We start from the raw sequence: 19,043 nt of genomic DNA, 5'->3' as shown, positions 1-19,043 counted from the left end.
TTTAGTCTTTACTTACAGCGGCACCCTTGTGCTGACTAGAATGAATAATTGTGAGGAAACCTGTTTATGGCGGTTGATGCGAGAAATGATGTCGATCCTATCGAAACTGAGGAATGGCTTGATGCGCTCGATGCAGTGCTTGATGAAGAGGGAGTTAATCGAGCGCACTATTTATTAGAGCGTTTGATTGACAAAGCGCGTCGCTCGGGAGCTCACATCCCTTATGATGCAACGACGGCGTACTTAAATACCATTCCTCCATCGCAAGAAGCTCATATTCCTGGTGATCAAGAGATGGAGCGACGACTGCGTTCGCTGATTCGATGGAACGCGATTGCCATTGTGTTACAGGCGACAAAGAAAGATTTAGAGCTGGGTGGCCATTTATCGAGTTTTGCCTCATCAGCAACACTTTATGATGTTGGGTTTAATCACTTTTTCCGCGGCGATACCGAAGAGTTCGGTGGCGATTTAATTTATTTTCAAGGGCACGCTTCACCAGGCATCTATGCTCGAGCGTTTCTGGAAGGTCGTCTTAATACCGATCAACTCGCAGAGTTTCGGCAAGAGACCGATGGTAAAGGCTTATCTTCATACCCTCACCCATGGTTGATGCCAGACTTTTGGCAGTTTCCAACGGTATCAATGGGCTTAGGGCCGATTTCTGCTATTTATCAAGCACGCTTTCTGAAATACCTAGATGACCGAGGCTTAGTCAATACCAAAGGCCGTAAAGTGTGGGCATTCTTAGGTGACGGCGAGATGGATGAGCCAGAGTCGCTAGGCGCTATTTCGTTAGCAGGACGTGAAAAACTTGATAACCTCATTTTTGTGATTAATTGTAACCTGCAACGTCTCGATGGTCCTGTGCGTGGTAATGGAAAAATCATTCAAGAGCTAGAAGGTGATTTTCGCGGCAGCGGCTGGAATGTCATAAAAGTCATTTGGGGACGTTATTGGGATCCTCTGATCGCTCGCGATACCGATGGTTTGTTGTTACAGACGATGGAAGAGACGGTTGATGGTGAGTATCAGAATTACAAAGCAAAGGGCGGCAAATTTACTCGCGATTATTTCTTCGGAAAACATCCGAAGTTGTTAGAGATGGTAGCCAATATGTCTGACCAAGATATTTGGCGACTGAATCGAGGTGGCCATGATCCCTCTAAGGTTTATGCCGCCTATCACGCTGCCGTTAATCACAAAGGACAGCCAACGGTCATTCTCGCGAAGACCGTAAAAGGTTATGGCATGGGAGAAAGTGGAGAAGGCAAAAACATCTCTCATCAAGTCAAGAAAATGAACCTTGAAGCGTTAAAACATTTTCGCGATCGATTCCGTATTCCTGTGTCGGACGATCAATTAGAAGATGTCCCTTTTTATCACCCAGGCGAAGATAGCCCAGAAATAAAGTATTTGCAGGAGCGTCGTAAAGCACTGGGTGGCTACTTGCCCTCTAGACGAGCAAAATCTGAATCCTTAGAAGTGCCGCCAATGAAGGCTTTCGAAGCGATCACCAAAGGCTCTGATGGCCGAGAAATTTCAACAACGATGGCGTTCGTTCGAGTGTTGAATGCCTTGTTGAAAGACAAAAAAATCGGCGAGCGGATTGTTCCCATTGTTCCTGATGAGGCTCGAACCTTTGGTATGGAAGGGATGTTCCGACAATACGGCATCTACTCTTCTGTCGGCCAGCTGTATGAACCAGTCGACTCAGACCAAGTGATGTTTTATCGAGAAGATAAAAAAGGGCAAATTTTAGAAGAAGGTATCAATGAAGCGGGTGCATTCTCGAGCTGGTTAGCCGCGGCGACCAGTTATTCAACCAATAACTTACCGATGGTGCCGTTTTATATTTATTACTCGATGTTTGGCTTTCAACGTATTGGCGATTTGGCTTGGATGGCCGGCGATATGCAAGCGCGAGGATTTTTAATCGGCGCAACAGCAGGTCGAACAACCTTGAATGGAGAGGGATTACAGCATCAAGACGGTCACAGTCATATATTAGCGTCAACCATTCCAAATTGTGTTAGCTATGATCCGACCTATGCGTATGAATTAGCGTTGATCGTGCGAGACGGTATGCGTCGCATGTACGAAGATCAAGAAAACGTGTTTTATTACTTAACCACCATGAACGAAAATTACCCGCAGCCAGCCATGCCTGAAGGTGCCGAAGAAGGCATCATAAAAGGCATGTATTTATTGAAACCTGGTGCGAAAAGCAAAAAAGGGCAATCTCGAGTTCAGTTGTTAGGCAGTGGCACTATTTTGAGAGAAGTTGAAGCTGCCGCGGAGCTATTGAAGTCAGACTGGAAAGTCGAGTCGGACTTGTGGAGTGTTACCAGTTTCAATGAACTGCGTAGAGACGGCCTCAATGCTGATCGAGAGAATTTACTGAACCCTGAAGCTGACGTTAAGCAAGCGTTTGTCGCTAAGTGTTTAGCAAACCAGCAAGGGCCGGTAATCGCTGCAACAGACTACATGAAAGTCTATGCCGATCAGATTCGAAACTGGGTACCTGGAACCTATAAAGTGCTTGGTACTGATGGTTTTGGACGTTCAGATAGTCGAGCCAAATTACGTAACTTTTTCGAGGTTGATCGTTATTACATTACCGTCGCTGCGCTCATGGCGTTGGCTGAAGAAGGTGCGATTGAGCGAAAAATAGTTGCCAAAGCGTTAAAACAATACGGCATTGATGTGAATAAACCGAATCCACTGACCGCTTAAGCGCAAGACAAGAATAAGTTCTGGAGAAAAGTGTGGCGAATTTAGTTGAAGTGAAGGTTCCTGATATCGGCGATAGCGCTGATGTCGATGTAATTGAAGTCTTGGTCTCCGTTGGCGATCAAATTGCGAAAGATGATCCTTTGATTACCCTAGAAACCGATAAGGCTACGATGGAAGTGCCGTCATCAGAAGCTGGCATAGTTAAAGAGATAAAACTGTCGGTTGGCGATAAAGTATCGCAAGGCGATATTATTTTAACGGTTGAAGCGGTTCAAAATAACCAAACTGACATAGAGCAAAAGGATAACTCGGCCGAGTCGAACGCGAATCATGCGAGCGAAGAAGACCATTCTGAGACTTCGAATAACTCGTCGGCAGGCTCTGAGACGGTTGATGTAACCGTGCCCGATATCGGAGATTCTAGCGATGTCGATGTCATAGAAGTGTGTGTTAATGTCGGAGATGAAGTGTCTGAGAACGACAGTTTGATTGTTTTAGAAACCGATAAAGCGACCATGGAAGTGCCCTCTCCTTACTCAGGTGTGATTGAGTCACTCACCATCAAAGTAGGTGATAAAGTCAGTCAAGGGTCTGCGATCGGTCAAATGACCGTCGCGAATCAATCGAGCAATGGTAAAAGCCAAGCAACCGCTGCACCGGCAGTTGCAGACAACACGCCGTCTTCGAGCCCAAGTCAGACGGAAAGTGAGCCGCGAAAAGCGCCTGTTCCAGATTATCCGCAACAAGCTCCCAAGCGCAGTGAAGGCGCGGTGATACACGCAAGTCCTGCGGTGCGTCGTTTTGCGAGAGAACTCGGCGTAGATTTGGCTAAAGTCAGTGGTTCCGGTCCGAAAAGCCGAGTGCTGAAAGAAGATGTTCAAAAGTACGTTAAGTACGAACTTTCTCGACCCAAAGCGACGGCAGCGTCTGGCTCTTTTGCAATGCCAGAGATGCCAGAAATTGATTTTAGCAAGTGGGGCGAAATAGAGCAGCAGCCGCTTTCTCGTATTCAGAAAATCAGCAGCGTTAACTTACATCGTAACTGGATTACCATTCCCCATGTTACGCAGCATGAAGATGCTGACATCACAGAGCTCGAAGCCTTCCGCAAGCAAATGAAAGACGAAGCAATGCAAGCAGGGGTGCGCTTAACACCGCTAGCATTTGTTATGAAGGCTTTGGTTCATACGTTGCAGGCGTTTCCTCGATTTAATGCGTCGCTGGCAAACGATGGCGAAAATTTAATCGTGAAAAAGTACTATCATATTGGTGTGGCAGCTGACACGCCTGACGGCTTAGTTGTACCTGTGGTGCGAGATGTCGATCAAAAGTCGGTGTATCAAATCGCGACTGAATTAGGTGAACTTAGCGCAAAAGCTCGAGATAAGAAGCTGGGTGCCGATGCAATGCAAGGCAGTACGTTTACTATTTCATCCCTTGGCGGAATTGGTGGCACATCGTTTACTCCAATCGTCGCTTGGCCAAACGTGGCTATCTTAGGGTTAAGTAAGAACCAAATGAAGCCGGTGTGGAATGGTGAGTCTTTTGAGCCACGGCTCATGCTGCCTATGTCTCTGTCGTATGATCATCGAGTGATTGATGGAGCCGATGCCGCACGATTCTGTGTACATTTAGCCAATACCTTGGCTGATATTCGGCGAGTATTGCTCTAATACTCGCTCAAATGACGATTTGCACTAGGAATCGTTAAGATAAATTTGGGGTTGTGGCGCGGCTTGCGCTACAATTCGCTCACTTTTTCGCTTACGCAAAGACAAATGATATAGAGGGTCACATGAGTAAAGGTGATATTCACGCGCAACTGGTTGTTTTAGGTGCTGGTCCTGGCGGCTATTCTGCTGCATTTCGTGCCGCTGACTTAGGGTTAGAGGTTGTATTAATCGAGAAATACGCGACGTTGGGCGGTGTTTGCTTAAATGTTGGCTGTATCCCTTCGAAAGCATTGCTTCATACAGCAAAAGTTATCGACGATGCTGAACATATGGCAGCACATGGTGTAACTTTTGGTAAAGCAAAAATAGATTTAGATAAAATTCGAGACTACAAAGACAATGTTGTCGGTCAGCTAACCAAGGGTTTGGCTGGTATGGCGAAAATGCGCAAAGTTAAAGTTGTGCAAGGTGTTGCGCAATTTGCCTCTGATAAATCTTTAGAAGTTACCGCTGATGATGGGAAAAAGCAGACCGTCAGTTTTGACAACTGTATCATTGCAGCCGGTTCTCGAGTGGTTCAACTTCCTTTCTTGCCTGAAGACGATCGCATCATGGATTCGACCGGCGCATTGAAACTCGAAGACGTTCCAAAACGTATGTTAGTACTTGGTGGTGGCATTATCGGTTTAGAAATGGCAACCGTTTACCGTGCGTTGGGTGCGAAAATTGACATCGTCGAAATGGCCGATCAACTAGTTCCTGCTGCCGATAAAGACTTGATGAAGGTTTATCAAAAATTTGTATCTAAACAATATGACAACATCATGTTACAAACCAGCGTGACTAAAGTTGAAGCCAAAAAAGATGGCTTGCACGTGACTTTCGAAGGTAAAAACGCACCTGAAAAGACGCAAAAGTACGATCGAATTTTATCCGCCGTTGGTCGTCGACCTAATGGTGATTTATTGGCCGCAGATAAAGCCGGTGTTAATGTTGATGAGCGTGGCTTTATTGCTGTCGATAAGCAAATGCGAACCAATGTTCCCCACATTTATGCGATTGGCGATTTAGTGGGCCAGCCGATGTTAGCGCATAAGGCTGTGCATGAAGCGCATGTAGCCGCTGAAGTTATCGCAGGTAAAAAACATTTCTTTGAGCCTTTATGCATTCCGTCAGTTGCCTACACAGACCCTGAAATCGCGTGGGTAGGTGTGACTGAAAAAGAAGCAAAAGAGAAAGGAATGGATGTTGAAGTGGGCACCTTCCCATGGGCGGCGAGTGGCCGTGCGATCGGAGTAGGTCGTCAAGAAGGCTTCTCTAAAACAATTTATGACAAGAAGACAGGACGAATTGTTGGTGGTGGAATTGTTGGTGTGAATGCCGGTGAGTTAATTGCCGAAGTCGCACTAGCTATTGAAATGGGTTGTGATGCTGAAGATCTCGCATTGACTATTCATCCACATCCAACCTTGTCGGAATCGATTGGATTCTCAGCTGAAGTTCTTGAAGGAACCTGTACCGATTTACCGCCGAAACGAAAATAGTTTCAGGTCTCGGTATAAATGTGAAAAAAGGCGCTTTTACAGCGCCTTTTTTCATTTAAGCTATAGTTACAACGAAAGGCACCGTTAAGGCTAACGAACTTGCTGAATCTAGAAGATATTCCGCTACCCAGTGAAAATCACATGGCGTTAATTAAGTTGTGTACCAGCAGCGATATTGACGTTGACAGATTTGCCGCTGCCATCGAGGCTAATGCGATAATATCCAGTCGCCTGTTAGCAATGGTTAACTCTGCCTATTACAACTTTAGTCAGCCGATTGCGACCATACATCACGCCGTGGTGGCACTAGGGCTGACCACGGTGCAAAACATAGTTTTATGTTTTGCAATTAAAGACTCTCTGCAAGACGAGTCTCAGTTATCAATCGATACTTATCCCTTTTGGCGAGACGCATTATTTCGCGCGGTAGCAGCGAAGCTTTGGATGCAAACACTTTCAAGCAAAGACGTTTCAAGAGATGATGCTTCAACCGCTTTTACCTGTGGCTTGTTAGCCGATATTGGCCTGCTCGCATTGTTTTTAATGGCGCCCGATAAACAAGAGCGTTGGTTGCCTCTTATCGCTAATACGCCTGATAACCGACTCAAGTTAGAAAGAGACATTTTTGCAACCGATCATGTCGCTATCGGCACCTTGTTGTTAGAACGATGGCATTTGCCGGCAAATTTTTCACAAGCGATTGCGTATCATCATGATGCTAAACCCGACGCTCAACTGTCGACTTACTTAGCTTTAGCTGACTGGACGGTCGCGTTGTTACACAGCTGTGATAAAGCATTAGCGTTAAAAAATATCTATAGTATGCAAAATACCATTGATGAAGATTCCATGGATGACTTTTTCAATAAGTTGTCAGAGCAAGTTGTTAGCATTTCAGAGACACTCGACTTAGGTAAAATGTCCTCGCTCGATTTTAATCAACTCTATCAGCAAGCCAATATCAAACTGGCACAAGACAACTTGTCTTATCAAGAGTTGACTTGGAAGCTACAAGAAGCATTAAAAGAACGGGATCGACTCGCTTTAAAACTCGATCAAGAACTCGAAGTCGCCAGAGAAATTCAAAAAAGTATGCAATCGGATACTTCTTATCGGCAACGAGTCGCTGCAATCAATATTCCAGCCAAAAAACTCAGTGGTGACTTCTTTGACTATTACGATCATCACAATGGCTCGATTACTTTTTGCTTGGGTGATGTGTCAGGGAAAGGAACACATGCTGCACTAGTCATGGCTAAAACCATTTCTCTTTATCGCTGTTTATCGAAAGTAGAACCCAATATTCAGCGAGTGGTTGATCTGATGAATGACGAAATTTATGAGACCTCGATTCGAGGTATGTTCGTCACCTTTATTGCTGGAAGATTAGATACCAAGACGCAAACTTTAGAATTGGTCAATGCTGGTCATATTCCAGCACTGAAAGTCGGCGAAAACTCAATCGAGCAGATTGAAGCGCACGGCCCGCCACTCGGTGTTGTCGATGGGTATCATTTTGATGTGTATCGGAATGATTTCAAACAGCGACGCCTTTATTTGTACACCGACGGCATTACCGAGTCTAGAAAAAAGGATGGTACCGAACTGGGTACTAAAGAGTTTATCCAATGGATCGTTCAGTCGCGTCACTTGCCTTTGCATGAGCAACTCGATTTTTTACAGAGTCGCTTTGAAAATGATATCGAAGAGTGGCAAGACGATTTAACGCTGATGATGTTAGCGAGTTGTGACTAGACTACGTTTTAGGGATCAACTCTCAATACACCATCCGCACCTTCAACTTTTCTGGCTTTCTGTTTACTTAAAGCGGTAAACGCTGAGCCCACAACGACCAAGCCAGCACCAATAAAGCTTAAAGCATTGAGTGGTTCAGGTTCTAAGTAGTTTGGAAAAAACAGTTCGGTAAGCTGCATAAAGCCTAACGTTAAGAGCGGAGTGAGTGCTAAGGTTGCGCTAACCCTAGATGCTTCCCAGTGGTCTAGCGCTTCTGCAAACGCGCCATAAGCGACCAAAGTATTGGCACCACAAAACAGTAGTAGCAGCCAACCCAAAAGATCCAATTGCAGTACAGGACTGGCACTTGCTAAGGGTAGAAAGACTAGGCTACCTGCAAGGTAAACCATAATCATAATTTCATCCGACTTGAAGCTTTTGAGCAGTTGCTTTTGGGCAAGTGCATAACCTGCCCATAACACGCCAGCAATAAAGATCAGCAGGATACCTATCGTGTATTGATTTTCTGGATTGATAAGCTCGGCAAAACGCTGGTTAAAAAAGAGCAGTAAACCACAACAAAAAATAATCAGACCGAACCATTGTTTAAAATGAAAACTTTCTTTAAAAAGGATTAAGCTGCCAATCAACAAAAGCATGGGAGCAGACTGGATCATAACTTGTGCGCCGCCCGGAGTAATTTTGTCTAAGCCCAGCATGTATAATATATAGTTGCCCAGCAAGCCGACGATCACGACAATGGTCAATAGGCTTGTTCCTCGAGAGTGGAGTTTGTTGAGTGAGGGCAGGCGGTTCTTGTAAGTAAGAAAAGCACCCAAAACGACTGCCGCAATGACAAATCTTAGCCAAGTAATGGTAAGCGCATCTAAGTAGACCAAAAGACCCTTCAATGCGATAGGTAGTAGACCCCAAAGTACCGCAGTGAGAAGTGACAAAAAGAGGCCTAGCTGCCAACGACCGGAAGTAGTATGCATGAGCTTTAGTGTGAAATATTACGGTCGCTGATTATCACCAAATTTGTAGATTTTGACCAGAGATAGATTATTCATTATGTTTATAGAACCTGAACAATAGTTGTGATGATTATTGTGAACAATTGCTATTTTGAAGATTAACCAAGACAATAGCGTAAAATGAAAGATGGGAAGTAAGTCTCTCATAAGGAACGTGTATCTATGCGACAGTTTAAACAAGAAGATGACCAAACATTTAAGCTCCTCATGCTGTGTGTCATTCTCACTGCAATCATTCTCTACGTGTTTCTTATTCGAAAAGAAAATGTATTGGGTGATGTTGCAAATGAACCTGTTGTCGTTAGCGAGCACTTACCTGATTTTAGTGAGTATACGGTTGTTCGCGATCGAAAGGAGGCTTTCTTTGCCTTCTTGAAACCTTTAATTGAAAGGGTGAACTCTGAAATCGCTGAGCATCGAGCAGAAGTCAGCAAGCTATTTGATATTTATCAACAAAAAGAAAGCTTATCCAAACGTCAGTGGCAGAAAGTCTACACCTTCGCCAAGATGTATCGAATCGACGACTATCAGCAAGCACCAAAAGACCAATTGTTTGATATTTTGCTTCGCCGAGTTGCCCCGATACCACAATCGCTGGTGCTCGCTCAGGCGGCCAATGAATCTGCTTGGGGGCGCTCTCGCTTTGCTCTTGAAGGGAATAATCTTTTTGGGCAATGGTGTTTTAAAAAAGGGTGTGGCTTGATTCCCAACGATCGGCCAGAAGGAAAAAGTTATGAGGTTGCCGTATTTAAAAAGCCAATCGACTCTGTCCGTAGCTACGTGATGAATCTAAATACTTTCGATGCCTATCGAGAGTTGCGAGAAAAGCGGCTTGAGTTGATTGAATCTGATAAGCCAGTGACCGGTTATGAATTAGCCGAAGGATTGATCAATTATTCAACCCGTCGTGAAGCCTATGTCGAAGAAATCAGGCTGATGATTGAACAAAATCATTTAGAAAACTAAGGTACGTAAAATACAGTAATAATAACTTTTGGAAATATTAACACATCAAGTAAGTTAAAAATTATTATAAGACATGATAGTGTCGGTAACTCAAATTACTATAATGGAGTTATTCGATGAAATATTGGTCAGTGGCAATATTTGTATTTGCAGTACTGTTAACCGGCTGTAAAACGGAAGAGCAATTAGCTAGCACCGCGCAGAGTGAGCAAGCGAAAGTAGAAGAAGGCGCTAAAGAAGAAGAAAAATCTGAAAAGACTTGTCGTCCTGCTCGGTTAGGCTCTCGCATCAGTAAAGGTTGCTCGCGTTAATTTTTAACGGTTTAAGTTAGGCGAGATCACTAAGTTATCCGCCTAACCAACCTTGCCCGCCTGTTTTTTGTGATGTGATATTTGGCTAGTTAACAAAGTCGCTCAACCTACGCAAACATCTAGAATCAAACATCAACCCGAGTGTCTGACCATATCCAAGTTTCTATCCCCATTAAAGCTTCTGACTCAAGCCAATCATCCAATGGGTTATTAGCTAGCTCGTAATTTAATCGACTGTTTTTAGTAACTCTCTTACACTCGGTAATAATATGGAGGCATTAAGGAGAGCCAAATGATTGCTGCGATGAATAGAGAGAGTTTTGAACAGTTTTGGCCAGCATTTAAAGACATAATCTTGCAGCAGGAAACCTATGCTTTTGACGCTGAAATGACCTGTGAAGAGTCCTACCAATTATGGTGCGCATCGCCAATTAGGTCATATGGATGGTTCGAAGAAAATGTCGTTCTCGGTACCTACTATTTAAAAGCGAATGCGATGGGGCCAAGTAATCATATTTGTAACTGTGGCTATATGGTAAAACCCGACGCCGGTGGTCAAGGGATTGCTCGAAAGTTATGTGAGCATTCTCAATTGATTGCCCGTCAACTAGGGTTTGAAGCGATGCAATTTAATTCGGTGGTATCAACCAATGAACGAGCGATAAGACTCTGGAAAACGTTAGGGTTTGATATTATCGGCACGATTCCGAAAGCTTATCGTCATCCAAGGTTAGGTTACGTCGATAGCTTTATTATGCATAAATTGCTGGGCTAAATAGCGGAGTCGCTCGATGATTAAAGTGCTATTGATATTCACCGTTTTTTTGCTCGCGTTGATAGGCTATTGGTTTGCCAGTGGTCGAAAGCGTGAAGTGCTGCATTTCGAAACCATTGAAAATGGTCTGATGCATATTGCAAGTCAAACAAGCCATCAACGAGTTGATTTTTCTGAACTTGCCGCGCTACCAAAACCGGTTGAACGCTATTTTCGCAAGGTCTTAGTCGATGGTCAGCCAAGCGTGCAGACCATGAGATGCTGGCAAGCCGGTGTGATCCGCGGCAGTATAAAATCATCGCGTTGGTCGGAGTTTCAAGCACAGCAATTGATTGTACCTAGCGCTCCCGGGTTTGTATGGAATGCTCGGGTAGATACTCCTTTCGGGACCTTCGTTCAGGTTGTTGATAGCTATTTGCAGGGAGAGGGGGCCGGTCGAGTGTCTTTATTGGCTGCATTGACCGTCGCTCAAGATTCGAATCATCCTATGATCAATGCAAGTGCATTACACCGCTATTTAGCTGAGGCGGTGTGGTGTCCCACGGCGTTATTGCCCAGCGCTGGCATTGTTTGGCGTGCTATTGATGACTTTACCGCGTTAGCGACGATCAACGATGACGCCAACTCCGTTTCAGTCGAGTTTCGGTTCGATGACCATGGCGATATTGTCGGCGTCTTTAGCCCTGGCCGTTATGGGCTGTTTGAGGGAGAATATAAACAAGTAGCTTGGGAAGGACGCTATTTTGATTATCAACAAATTGAAGGAATGCGCGTGCCTTTAGCTGGCGAGGTGGGGTGGTACGATGGTGATGAACTCAAGCTGGTATGGTCTGGAAGATTAAGCAAAATACAATTCAGCTTTAGCTGAGTTGATTGACTGAGCATTTGGATTTACTCGTTTTGGTCATTCACTCGATCAGCATCGATAAGTCGTTTTTGTTCACTTTGCAGTCGTTCTAATTCACGTTGAGACTGTTCGGTCATTTCTTTCCATTGCTGTTTCGTTGCACAACGTTTTTGAGGCAGTCGAGAGCCTGTCACTTTAATTCTACGACATTCCATTGCTTGCTCATTTTCGTTTGCGCTGTGTGATTCAATTGAAGCAGGACTCTCTAAGCTCTGCGTTGCCGTGCAACCGAATAAAAAAAGTAACCCGCAGAAACAGACGAAATTTTTTAGCATGAATTTATTAACCGCTCGGTGTGTTGCTTGAGTTGCTAGACTAACGGTTCCTTTGCTTTAGTGTAAGTCGATTCAATGTTTTTAAAGATTTATTCAACAAAGATGTGGTCTTACTCAAGTCATTTAGCGCTAATGACTAAAAGTGACTAATTAGGGTTGCATTCATAGGGGCAATGCGGACTCATTGTAAAAGTAAGGCGCGTTAGATGCGCTTTTGATCAACAAGGAGCCCACCGATGTGGCTTAGCAGTTATTGGTTAATTGCTTCCATCGTTCTTGACGTAACTTTTTCTTATGGTAATTGGAACCATTGGTACTCGAGCCGCGCTTCAGTCTTTTATCATGATAGTCGCTTTGGTTCTTAGAGCGATTGCACTTATTTTTCTTGCGACTAGAAGAATAATTACCTGACTTACGTTTTTGTTTTGTTTTTTTGACTTCTGGTGATTCAGTCCAGCCGACGGTGTCAACTTCATCTAGGGTTTGTTTTTTGACCTGTTTAGAATCGCTTTTTGGTGGCTTATCACTGTAATGCCACTTTCCATTTTCATCTTTCCATTTGTACATCTCTGCTGCTGGAAGCAAGCCAGAGATTAATATCAGTCCAATTAACACGATAGCGCGCATTGGTGTCGTCCTTATCGATACAGCAACTTAACTCAAGTTAAGATTTTAGCATCGTTTTTGTAAGTTTTGTTGGGTATTTTGACCAGCTTTAGCACACTTTAGTGTTTTTTTTATCACCGTCTAAGGTTTGTTGAGTTGCTGAAGTTATATGAAAACAGTCATAAATAACAGTAACTTATGCGCCTGAGTTGGCATCTCATGTCGGCGGATGTCAGAAAACTTTAATTTTTATTTAAAGATTGTGATGACCGCCGCAAGTTGGTTGTTTTTTCATCAAGAAATCCCTGAATCGTCGATAAATACCCTGCACTTAACAAACTAACTGACAGGATACGATTCATGAGCCAACTTTTTTCTTCTTCTTTCTCTTTCCGCAGTCAATGGATGCTGATTGTTGTTTTCTTCATCGCATTCAGCCACATGGGAGTGGAAGCGAAAAAAGGTGGCGGCAAACCCCAAGCGAATCCTGCGCCCGAGTTGGTGGTTCATGCCCCAACCGACGGCAGCACCTTGGTGGCTGGTGAGCCAATCACTTTTTCAGCCAGCGCCACTGATCCTCAAGAAGGCAACTTAAACCATTGGATCAACTGGCATTCAAACGTGAACGGCTGGTTAGGCATTGGTGGCGAGATCTCTCGCACTTTGTCAGAAGGCACTCACCGTTTAACGGTGCATGTGACCGATTCAGATGGCAACCGAGCGCAACAGATTTTAACGCTTAACGTCACCGCGTACGTGAACCAAGCACCGACCTTGTCATTGCTTGAACCAACTTACGCGGCGACTTACTACGAAGGGGACAGCCTTGTATTTGCAGCCACCGCGGGTGACGTTGAAGACGGCGACCTTAGTGATTCGGTTAACTGGTCGTCAAATCTTGATGGTTTTATTGGTCAAGGCAACGGCTTTAGCGGTGCACTAAGCGTGGGCGAGCACATCATCACCGCCACGGTTCAAGACAGCCATGGTGCAAGTGTCGAGCAAACCACACAGGTGACCGTATTAGCACTTGAGTTGGCCGCGCCACAGCTGACGGTGTTGTCACCGATTGCTGGCAACAGCTACGACAGTGCGCAAGCGGTGATTTTCCAAGCGACCGCTGACGATGCACAACAAGGTAACCTAAACCACTGGATCAACTGGCATTCGAACTTAAACGGTTGGTTGGGCATTGGTGGTGAAATCAGCAAAGTATTGAAAGTGGGCACGCATCGCATTACGGCGCACGTAACCGACTCAGATGGCAACCGCAGCCAATCGATCTTTGAAATCACGGTTGCGGCGGGAGCACCAGTAAACCAGCTACCGAGCTTAAGTGTTGCGTCACCCTTAGCGGGCAGCAGCCACGACAGCGGCAGTGTGGTGACCTTACAAGCATCAGCGAACGATGCGGAAGACGGTGACTTAAGCGCGAGCATTGAGTGGGTGTCGAATCGAGATGGGTTATTGACGGTGGGCGGTTACTACCAAACTACGTTAAGCGATGGTGAGCACACCATTACAGTCACCGTGACCGACAGTGATGGTGCCAGCCGCAGTGAGAGTTTCAGCATCACCATGGTGGCGGTACAAAATAACGGTGGGCAAGCCACGGTACATTGGGTCGCACCGACGGAGAATACCGACAACAGTGCGTTAACCAACTTAAGCGGCTACCGCGTGTATTTCGGAGACAGCATGAACAATGTAAAAGCGCAATCGGTGTGGGTGGATGCAAGCAACACGCAAGTGACCATCGACGGCTTAAGCCAAGGCGTTACTTACTACTTCAGTGTGGTGGCGGTGAATGATGAAGGGTTAGAAAGTGACTTATCGAATGTCGCGAGTAAAACCATTCAGTAACCAAGTTGCGGTATGAGTTTTTGAGTTAGGATTTTCCCTGCAAGACTCTCAAACTGAGAGTGTTAGTGCCACGGATGATTTCCTCACGCCAAGAACGGCGATGTTGATGGGCCTCTTACGAGGCCCTTTTTTTATTGAGTTATTTCTTTTTTTCTTCGTCTTTATTCGCTGCAATGTAAAAACTTTGCGTTGAGCTTCCTATGTAATTGCAATCACCATTTTCATCCCAGCGGAAAAGAACATAAGAGTTGTCTGCTAACGCTTGTACTTGTTGTAATAATTCTGGCTTATCATAGAAGAAGCAAATGACGGGCGTTTCTTCTTCAACTTGTGCTTGGCAAAATCCAAACGCGAAACTTGGAGTGCCATCGGGTAACGACGCGTAGGTTCGCGTTCCGCATCCGATGTACGCGAACTCATTATCAGAAAAGCGTGCGGTCTTCATATTGCCTGTGGCGATCCGGTTTTCTGCATCGATAGTCACTGGCCCTTCAAGCACCTGCCCGGCGGAAGTAAGCATCGAAGCCGATACGATGATAGCGATAACTAGACTTTTTATACTCATGATTATTTCCCTTTTCGTTGTTATAAAAAATAGCTTAATGTTTAACGGACTTATTGAACCTTTAGTAATCCCTGATTGATGGCTTTTGCCAAACGTTGGAGTGATCGTTGACGCTCTTCATGTGGAAGTTGTCTCAGTGAAAGGTAAAAGTTTTCTAATTGAGCTTCCGATATTTGACCGGCAGATAATAACTGCTCCGTTTTTTGTTGTGCTTGCAAAATCTTGTCTGGAGAAAGTTGGCTTTCTTTAGCAATCTGTTTTGTTGGTAAGTTGTCCTTTGATAGCTCTTGCCGAATAGTATTCTTAATGTCGCGGAGCAAGGCTTTTTTTGATTCATCATTAACAACAAAAGAGGATGGATAGTTGTTTGAGTTAGATTTTTGATATGAATCTTGTGCGGAAGCCGTGTTGAGTTGCTGCGCTTGATTGGCTGCTTCAATGGCGTGAATGCTCGATGATAATTGGTGAACTTGCTCACTGAGCTTTTGGTTTTGCATGAGCAGCGCTAAAAGCGCGAGAGCAAACAGAAAGTTAGTCGCGATTGCAATGGCTTTCATGGAGACTCCTTATTGTATAAGTATTCCTTACTTGCTTCGGTTTTACTTGGTTTCTCAAGCTAACCGTCAATAAAACCGAAGCAATCTCAAGCTAGCATGCAAACTCCATAAATACCAAATTTTTTTTAGAGCTGGGCTGCAAATCGATTGAAGATGCTGCGTAAATCTTGCTGAGTATTCAAACAACCGTACATTGCATAAGCGCCTTTTATGCGGTTATGCACAAAACATTCAGCAACGGATTCGACTGAGTTTTGAATGAGTGTCGAGGCTTGCCAAGCAATCGCCATTCTCTCGACTAAACGGCGCAATTGCCCCTCATCTATCGGTTCCAGTAGTTGCTCTTCAAGTTGGCTAATAAACTGATCGTAGTCAGAATACTGTCCTTTTGCGCGCTTAAGTTCGTCCAAAAATGCGCGAGTGACTTCAGGCTCTTTAATAAATGCGCGAGCAACATCGAGACACTGGACATTTCCAGAACCTTCCCAAATTGCATTAACAGGGGCTTCGGTATACAGACGAGCAAGTACATTGTCTTTGACAACGCCAACCCCACCAATGCACTCCATGGCTTCATAAGTCAATTGTGGCGCTCGCTTACAGATCCAATATTTGCCTATTGCACTGCCAATTCGAAAAAGGTGTTTCTCATGATGATCGCTTAGGTTGTCGAGAGCGTTTGCCAGACGCATGGAGATGGCTAACGCAGCCTCTGACTCCAACGCTAAATCAGCAAGCACATTTTGCATCAGAGGTTGTTGGTGAAGATTTTTTCCAAAGGCACTGCGTCCGCCAGTATGGTGAATGGCTTGTTGCGTTGCTAAACCCATCAATGAAGACGAGCCGACCATGCAATCAAAGCGGGTCATCGCTACCATTTCTAAAATCGTGCGAACACCTTTGCCTTCGGGACCAACTTGCCAAGCAAACGCACCGCGAAATTCAACTTCAGACGATGCATTAGAAACATTGCCGATTTTGTCTTTCAAACGTTGAATATACAATGCATTTTTCTTTCCGTCGGGTTGCCAACGGGGCATCAAGAAGCAGGTTAAACCAACGGCGGTTTGTGCAAGTACTAAGAATGCGTCGCACATAGGGGCGGAGCAAAACCATTTGTGCCCAGTGATTTTAAAACCTTTATCAGGGTTGTTGGAATCGATAGCAACCGCTCGGGTGGTATTTGCGCGCACATCACTCCCACCTTGCTTCTCTGTCATGGCCATTCCAATGGTTAACCCAGCTTTTTCGAAATAAGGTTTATTTTCGGGATCGTAATGATGGCTTAAAATTTTGGGTATCCATTCACTGGCAATGTCGGGTTGATTTTTGAGGGCGGGGATTGACGCAAAGGTCATGGTCAAAGGACAACCACTGCCGGGATCGGCTTGAGTGTGAAGGTATTCTATTCCAGCACGAACAACATGCGCGCCAGACTTTGGGGTCACCCAAGGAATATTATGGTGGCCTGCGGAAATCGCGGCATTCATTAGCTGATGGTAGGCTGGGTGAAAATTAACTTGATCAATGCGGTGGCCGAATCGATTATGAGTCAAGAATTCAGGTTTGTAGTGGTTAGCATCAAAGCCGGCCATTTGTAGAGTGCCACCAACGAGTTCGCCATAATCAACGAGGTTGCTTTCGCCCCACTCGCCATCGAAGCATTTGATATAGTGCTGCAACACCGGACTGGCTAAATAGGCATTGTAATCAGCCAGCGGTGAGGGTTGGTTCAACACTTGGTGAGTTTCCGATGAACTTAGCGTTGAGTCGATAGCGGGGGATTCTTGTGACATCTTGTGGCGTCTCTTCTCGGGTTATCTACCTTTTTAATGACCACACACTAGCATAGACTCACAGGTCTGACCAAGTCATTGTGTTCGACTTAATTGGCCCTTCAGCGGTTGTTTATTGCTCAACTATCGTCGCCGATGGACTGCCCCATAAAAAGTGAAATTTTTTACCTCGAGGTGAGTCAACTCGTTCAAAGGAATGCGCCCCAAAATAGTCACGCTGCGCTTGCAATAAATTGGCTGGTAAGAGCTGACTTCGATAGCTGTCATAATAACTGAGCGCCGAACTCAATGCAGGTGTTGGAATTCCCATTAATGTGATTCGAGCGACAGCTTCTCGCCAAGACTGCTGTTGCTGTGAAAGCGACTCGGCGATGTTGACGTCAAGACATAAGTTTTCTAAATCTGGGTCGCGTTGAAACGCCGCACTGATTGATCTTAACAACGCCGCACGAATGATACAGCCACCGCGCCAAATTTTGGCGATGGCAGCGAAATCCAAATTCCAGTTTTGTTGTCGAGCTTGCTGTCGCATTAAATCGAACCCTTGCGCATAAGCGACGGTTTTTGCGCACAACAAGGCATCATGAAGGCTTTCTAGAAAGCTAGCTTCCGTATCGAGCGCTGGTATTTTAGTTGGGCCTGAAAGCGCGTCACTGGCGCGCAGTCGTTCAAGCTTTTTCGTGGACATAGCGCGGGCAAACACAGCTTCTGCGATAGTGGGGGCGGGGCAGCCAAGTTCTAAGCTACTAACAGAGGTCCAAAGTCCAGTGCCCTTTTGACCCGCTTGATCTAAGATAACGTCAACCAGTGGCTGGTGAGAAATAGGATCCTGCGTTTTCAGCACTTCGGCAGAAACTTCGAGTAAATAGCTTGCGAGTGGACCTTGGTTCCATTGAGAAAACAACGATGAAATTTCTTCGCATGAGTAATCGAGTCCGAAACGCAATACTTGATAAGCCTCGCATAGCAACTGCATATCAGCGTATTCAATTCCATTGTGCACCATTTTTACATAATGACCGGATCCACTCGGACCGATGTAGGTGGTACAAGCTTCTCCTATATTAATGGTTTCTCCTGGTTTACTTCTCGAAATAGACTTGCCAGTCGAACTCTCGACTTTCGCCGCGATGGCTTCCCAGATCGGTTTTATGCGGGTCCATGCGTAAGGATCACCGCTGGGCATCAATGAAGGTCCAAAACGAGCGCCGACTTCACCACCTGAAACCGCTGTTCCAAAAAATATTAATTTACCTTCATAGGTCTTTTCTCGCTCGATGGTGTCGGTCCAAAGACTATTGCCTGTGTCGACCAGAATATCATCGGCAGCTATTCCAGCATCGATTAACTTATGGCACACATCATCGACGGCAGAACCAGCGGGAACTGAGAGGATGATTAAATGAGGCGAGCGGATACTCGCGAGTAATTCTGTGTATGAGCTGCAGCGACTAATTCTAGGTGGTTGGTCCCCGCGTTCTTCTTGATCGAGGAGTAGTAGGGTATCTAATTTACTTTGGTCGAGGTCGAAGGCCGTTACTGTGTATCCATTATCGACTAAGTTCATAATTAGATTTTGTCCCATCACACCAGCGCCAATGAATCCTATGTCATTGAGTTGAGCAGTCGGTGCGGGTTGTTGAGAAGCAGACGAACTAGGGTAACGGTGTTTCATAAGGCAAAGTCAATATTCGAAAAAGA

Annotated in this window: 16 protein-coding genes; 9 read left to right on the top strand and 7 right to left on the bottom strand. The window is 45.1% G+C overall.

Going from position 1 to position 19,043, the window contains the following annotated elements; translation table 11 throughout:
• Positions 1-66: 66 nt before the first annotated feature.
• From aceE to Q9312_RS06980, 4 genes are all read left to right on the top strand, one after another.
• On the top strand, positions 67-2,736 hold the full coding sequence (gene aceE, locus Q9312_RS06995; RefSeq protein WP_309203872.1) for a pyruvate dehydrogenase (acetyl-transferring), homodimeric type: 2,670 nt from the start codon (positions 67-69) through the stop codon (positions 2,734-2,736).
• Positions 2,737-2,768: 32 nt separating this feature from the next.
• Positions 2,769-4,409, top strand: a complete 1,641-nt coding sequence (aceF, locus tag Q9312_RS06990; protein WP_309203871.1) for a dihydrolipoyllysine-residue acetyltransferase — start codon at positions 2,769-2,771, stop codon at positions 4,407-4,409.
• Positions 4,410-4,531: 122 nt separating this feature from the next.
• On the top strand, positions 4,532-5,953 hold the full coding sequence (gene lpdA, locus Q9312_RS06985) for a dihydrolipoyl dehydrogenase (RefSeq protein WP_309203870.1): 1,422 nt from the start codon (positions 4,532-4,534) through the stop codon (positions 5,951-5,953).
• A gap of 99 nt (positions 5,954-6,052) precedes the next feature.
• Positions 6,053-7,708, top strand: a complete 1,656-nt coding sequence (locus Q9312_RS06980; RefSeq protein ID WP_309203869.1) for an HDOD domain-containing protein — start codon at positions 6,053-6,055, stop codon at positions 7,706-7,708.
• Between the two features lie 8 nt (positions 7,709-7,716).
• Here Q9312_RS06980 and Q9312_RS06975 read toward each other — a convergent pair whose 3' ends face one another.
• Positions 7,717-8,643, bottom strand: a complete 927-nt coding sequence (locus tag Q9312_RS06975; protein WP_309203868.1) for a DMT family transporter — start codon at positions 8,641-8,643, stop codon at positions 7,717-7,719.
• Positions 8,644-8,883: 240 nt separating this feature from the next.
• On the opposite strand from Q9312_RS06975, the gene Q9312_RS06970 reads away from it, so the two are divergent.
• The 4 genes from Q9312_RS06970 (at position 8,884) to Q9312_RS06955 (ending at position 11,641) form a co-directional block, all read left to right on the top strand.
• Entirely contained in the window at positions 8,884-9,687 is an 804-nt protein-coding gene (locus tag Q9312_RS06970) for a glucosaminidase domain-containing protein (protein WP_309203867.1), read from the top strand.
• A 116-nt stretch (positions 9,688-9,803) separates the two neighbouring features.
• Complete coding sequence (locus tag Q9312_RS06965; RefSeq protein ID WP_309203866.1) at positions 9,804-9,998, top strand: hypothetical protein; 195 nt, start codon at positions 9,804-9,806, stop codon at positions 9,996-9,998.
• Positions 9,999-10,290: 292 nt separating this feature from the next.
• On the top strand, positions 10,291-10,773 hold the full coding sequence (locus Q9312_RS06960) for a GNAT family N-acetyltransferase (protein WP_309203865.1): 483 nt from the start codon (positions 10,291-10,293) through the stop codon (positions 10,771-10,773).
• Between the two features lie 16 nt (positions 10,774-10,789).
• The gene (locus Q9312_RS06955) at positions 10,790-11,641 is read left to right on the top strand and encodes a DUF6544 family protein (protein ID WP_309203864.1); all 852 of its coding nucleotides are present in this window, start codon (positions 10,790-10,792) and stop codon (positions 11,639-11,641) included.
• A 23-nt stretch (positions 11,642-11,664) separates the two neighbouring features.
• Here the strand turns inward: Q9312_RS06955 and Q9312_RS06950 are convergent, their stop codons facing one another.
• Together Q9312_RS06950 and Q9312_RS06945 are read right to left on the bottom strand one after the other, a co-directional pair.
• On the bottom strand, positions 11,665-11,835 hold the full coding sequence (locus Q9312_RS06950; RefSeq protein ID WP_309203863.1) for a hypothetical protein: 171 nt from the start codon (positions 11,833-11,835) through the stop codon (positions 11,665-11,667).
• Positions 11,836-12,198: 363 nt separating this feature from the next.
• Complete coding sequence (locus Q9312_RS06945) at positions 12,199-12,582, bottom strand: DUF4124 domain-containing protein (RefSeq protein WP_309203862.1); 384 nt, start codon at positions 12,580-12,582, stop codon at positions 12,199-12,201.
• A 339-nt stretch (positions 12,583-12,921) separates the two neighbouring features.
• Between Q9312_RS06945 and Q9312_RS06940 the strand changes: the two genes are divergently transcribed.
• Positions 12,922-14,424: a fibronectin type III domain-containing protein gene (locus Q9312_RS06940; protein WP_309203861.1), complete on the top strand. Its 1,503-nt coding sequence runs from the start codon at positions 12,922-12,924 to the stop codon at positions 14,422-14,424.
• 139 nt (positions 14,425-14,563) lie between these two features.
• On the opposite strand, the gene Q9312_RS06935 is transcribed toward Q9312_RS06940, so the two are convergent.
• The 4 genes from Q9312_RS06935 to gnd all read right to left on the bottom strand — a co-directional run bounded on the left by Q9312_RS06935 (position 14,564) and on the right by gnd (position 19,017).
• Positions 14,564-14,989: a hypothetical protein gene (locus Q9312_RS06935; RefSeq protein WP_309203860.1), complete on the bottom strand. Its 426-nt coding sequence runs from the start codon at positions 14,987-14,989 to the stop codon at positions 14,564-14,566.
• Between the two features lie 50 nt (positions 14,990-15,039).
• Positions 15,040-15,546, bottom strand: a complete 507-nt coding sequence (locus tag Q9312_RS06930) for a hypothetical protein (protein ID WP_309203859.1) — start codon at positions 15,544-15,546, stop codon at positions 15,040-15,042.
• A gap of 125 nt (positions 15,547-15,671) precedes the next feature.
• The gene (locus tag Q9312_RS06925; protein ID WP_309203858.1) at positions 15,672-17,342 is read right to left on the bottom strand and encodes an acyl-CoA dehydrogenase family protein; all 1,671 of its coding nucleotides are present in this window, start codon (positions 17,340-17,342) and stop codon (positions 15,672-15,674) included.
• A gap of 112 nt (positions 17,343-17,454) precedes the next feature.
• A complete protein-coding gene (gene gnd, locus Q9312_RS06920) occupies positions 17,455-19,017 on the bottom strand; it encodes an NADP-dependent phosphogluconate dehydrogenase (protein ID WP_309203857.1) in 1,563 nt (520 codons plus the stop codon).
• Positions 19,018-19,043 lie beyond the last annotated feature (26 nt).

This window comes from Pleionea litopenaei, from assembly GCF_031198435.1.
Lineage (GTDB): Bacteria > Pseudomonadota > Gammaproteobacteria > Enterobacterales > Kangiellaceae > Pleionea > Pleionea litopenaei.
The sequence above is the reverse complement of the archived record's forward strand: the minus strand, read 5'-3'. Positions and strand labels throughout refer to the sequence as shown.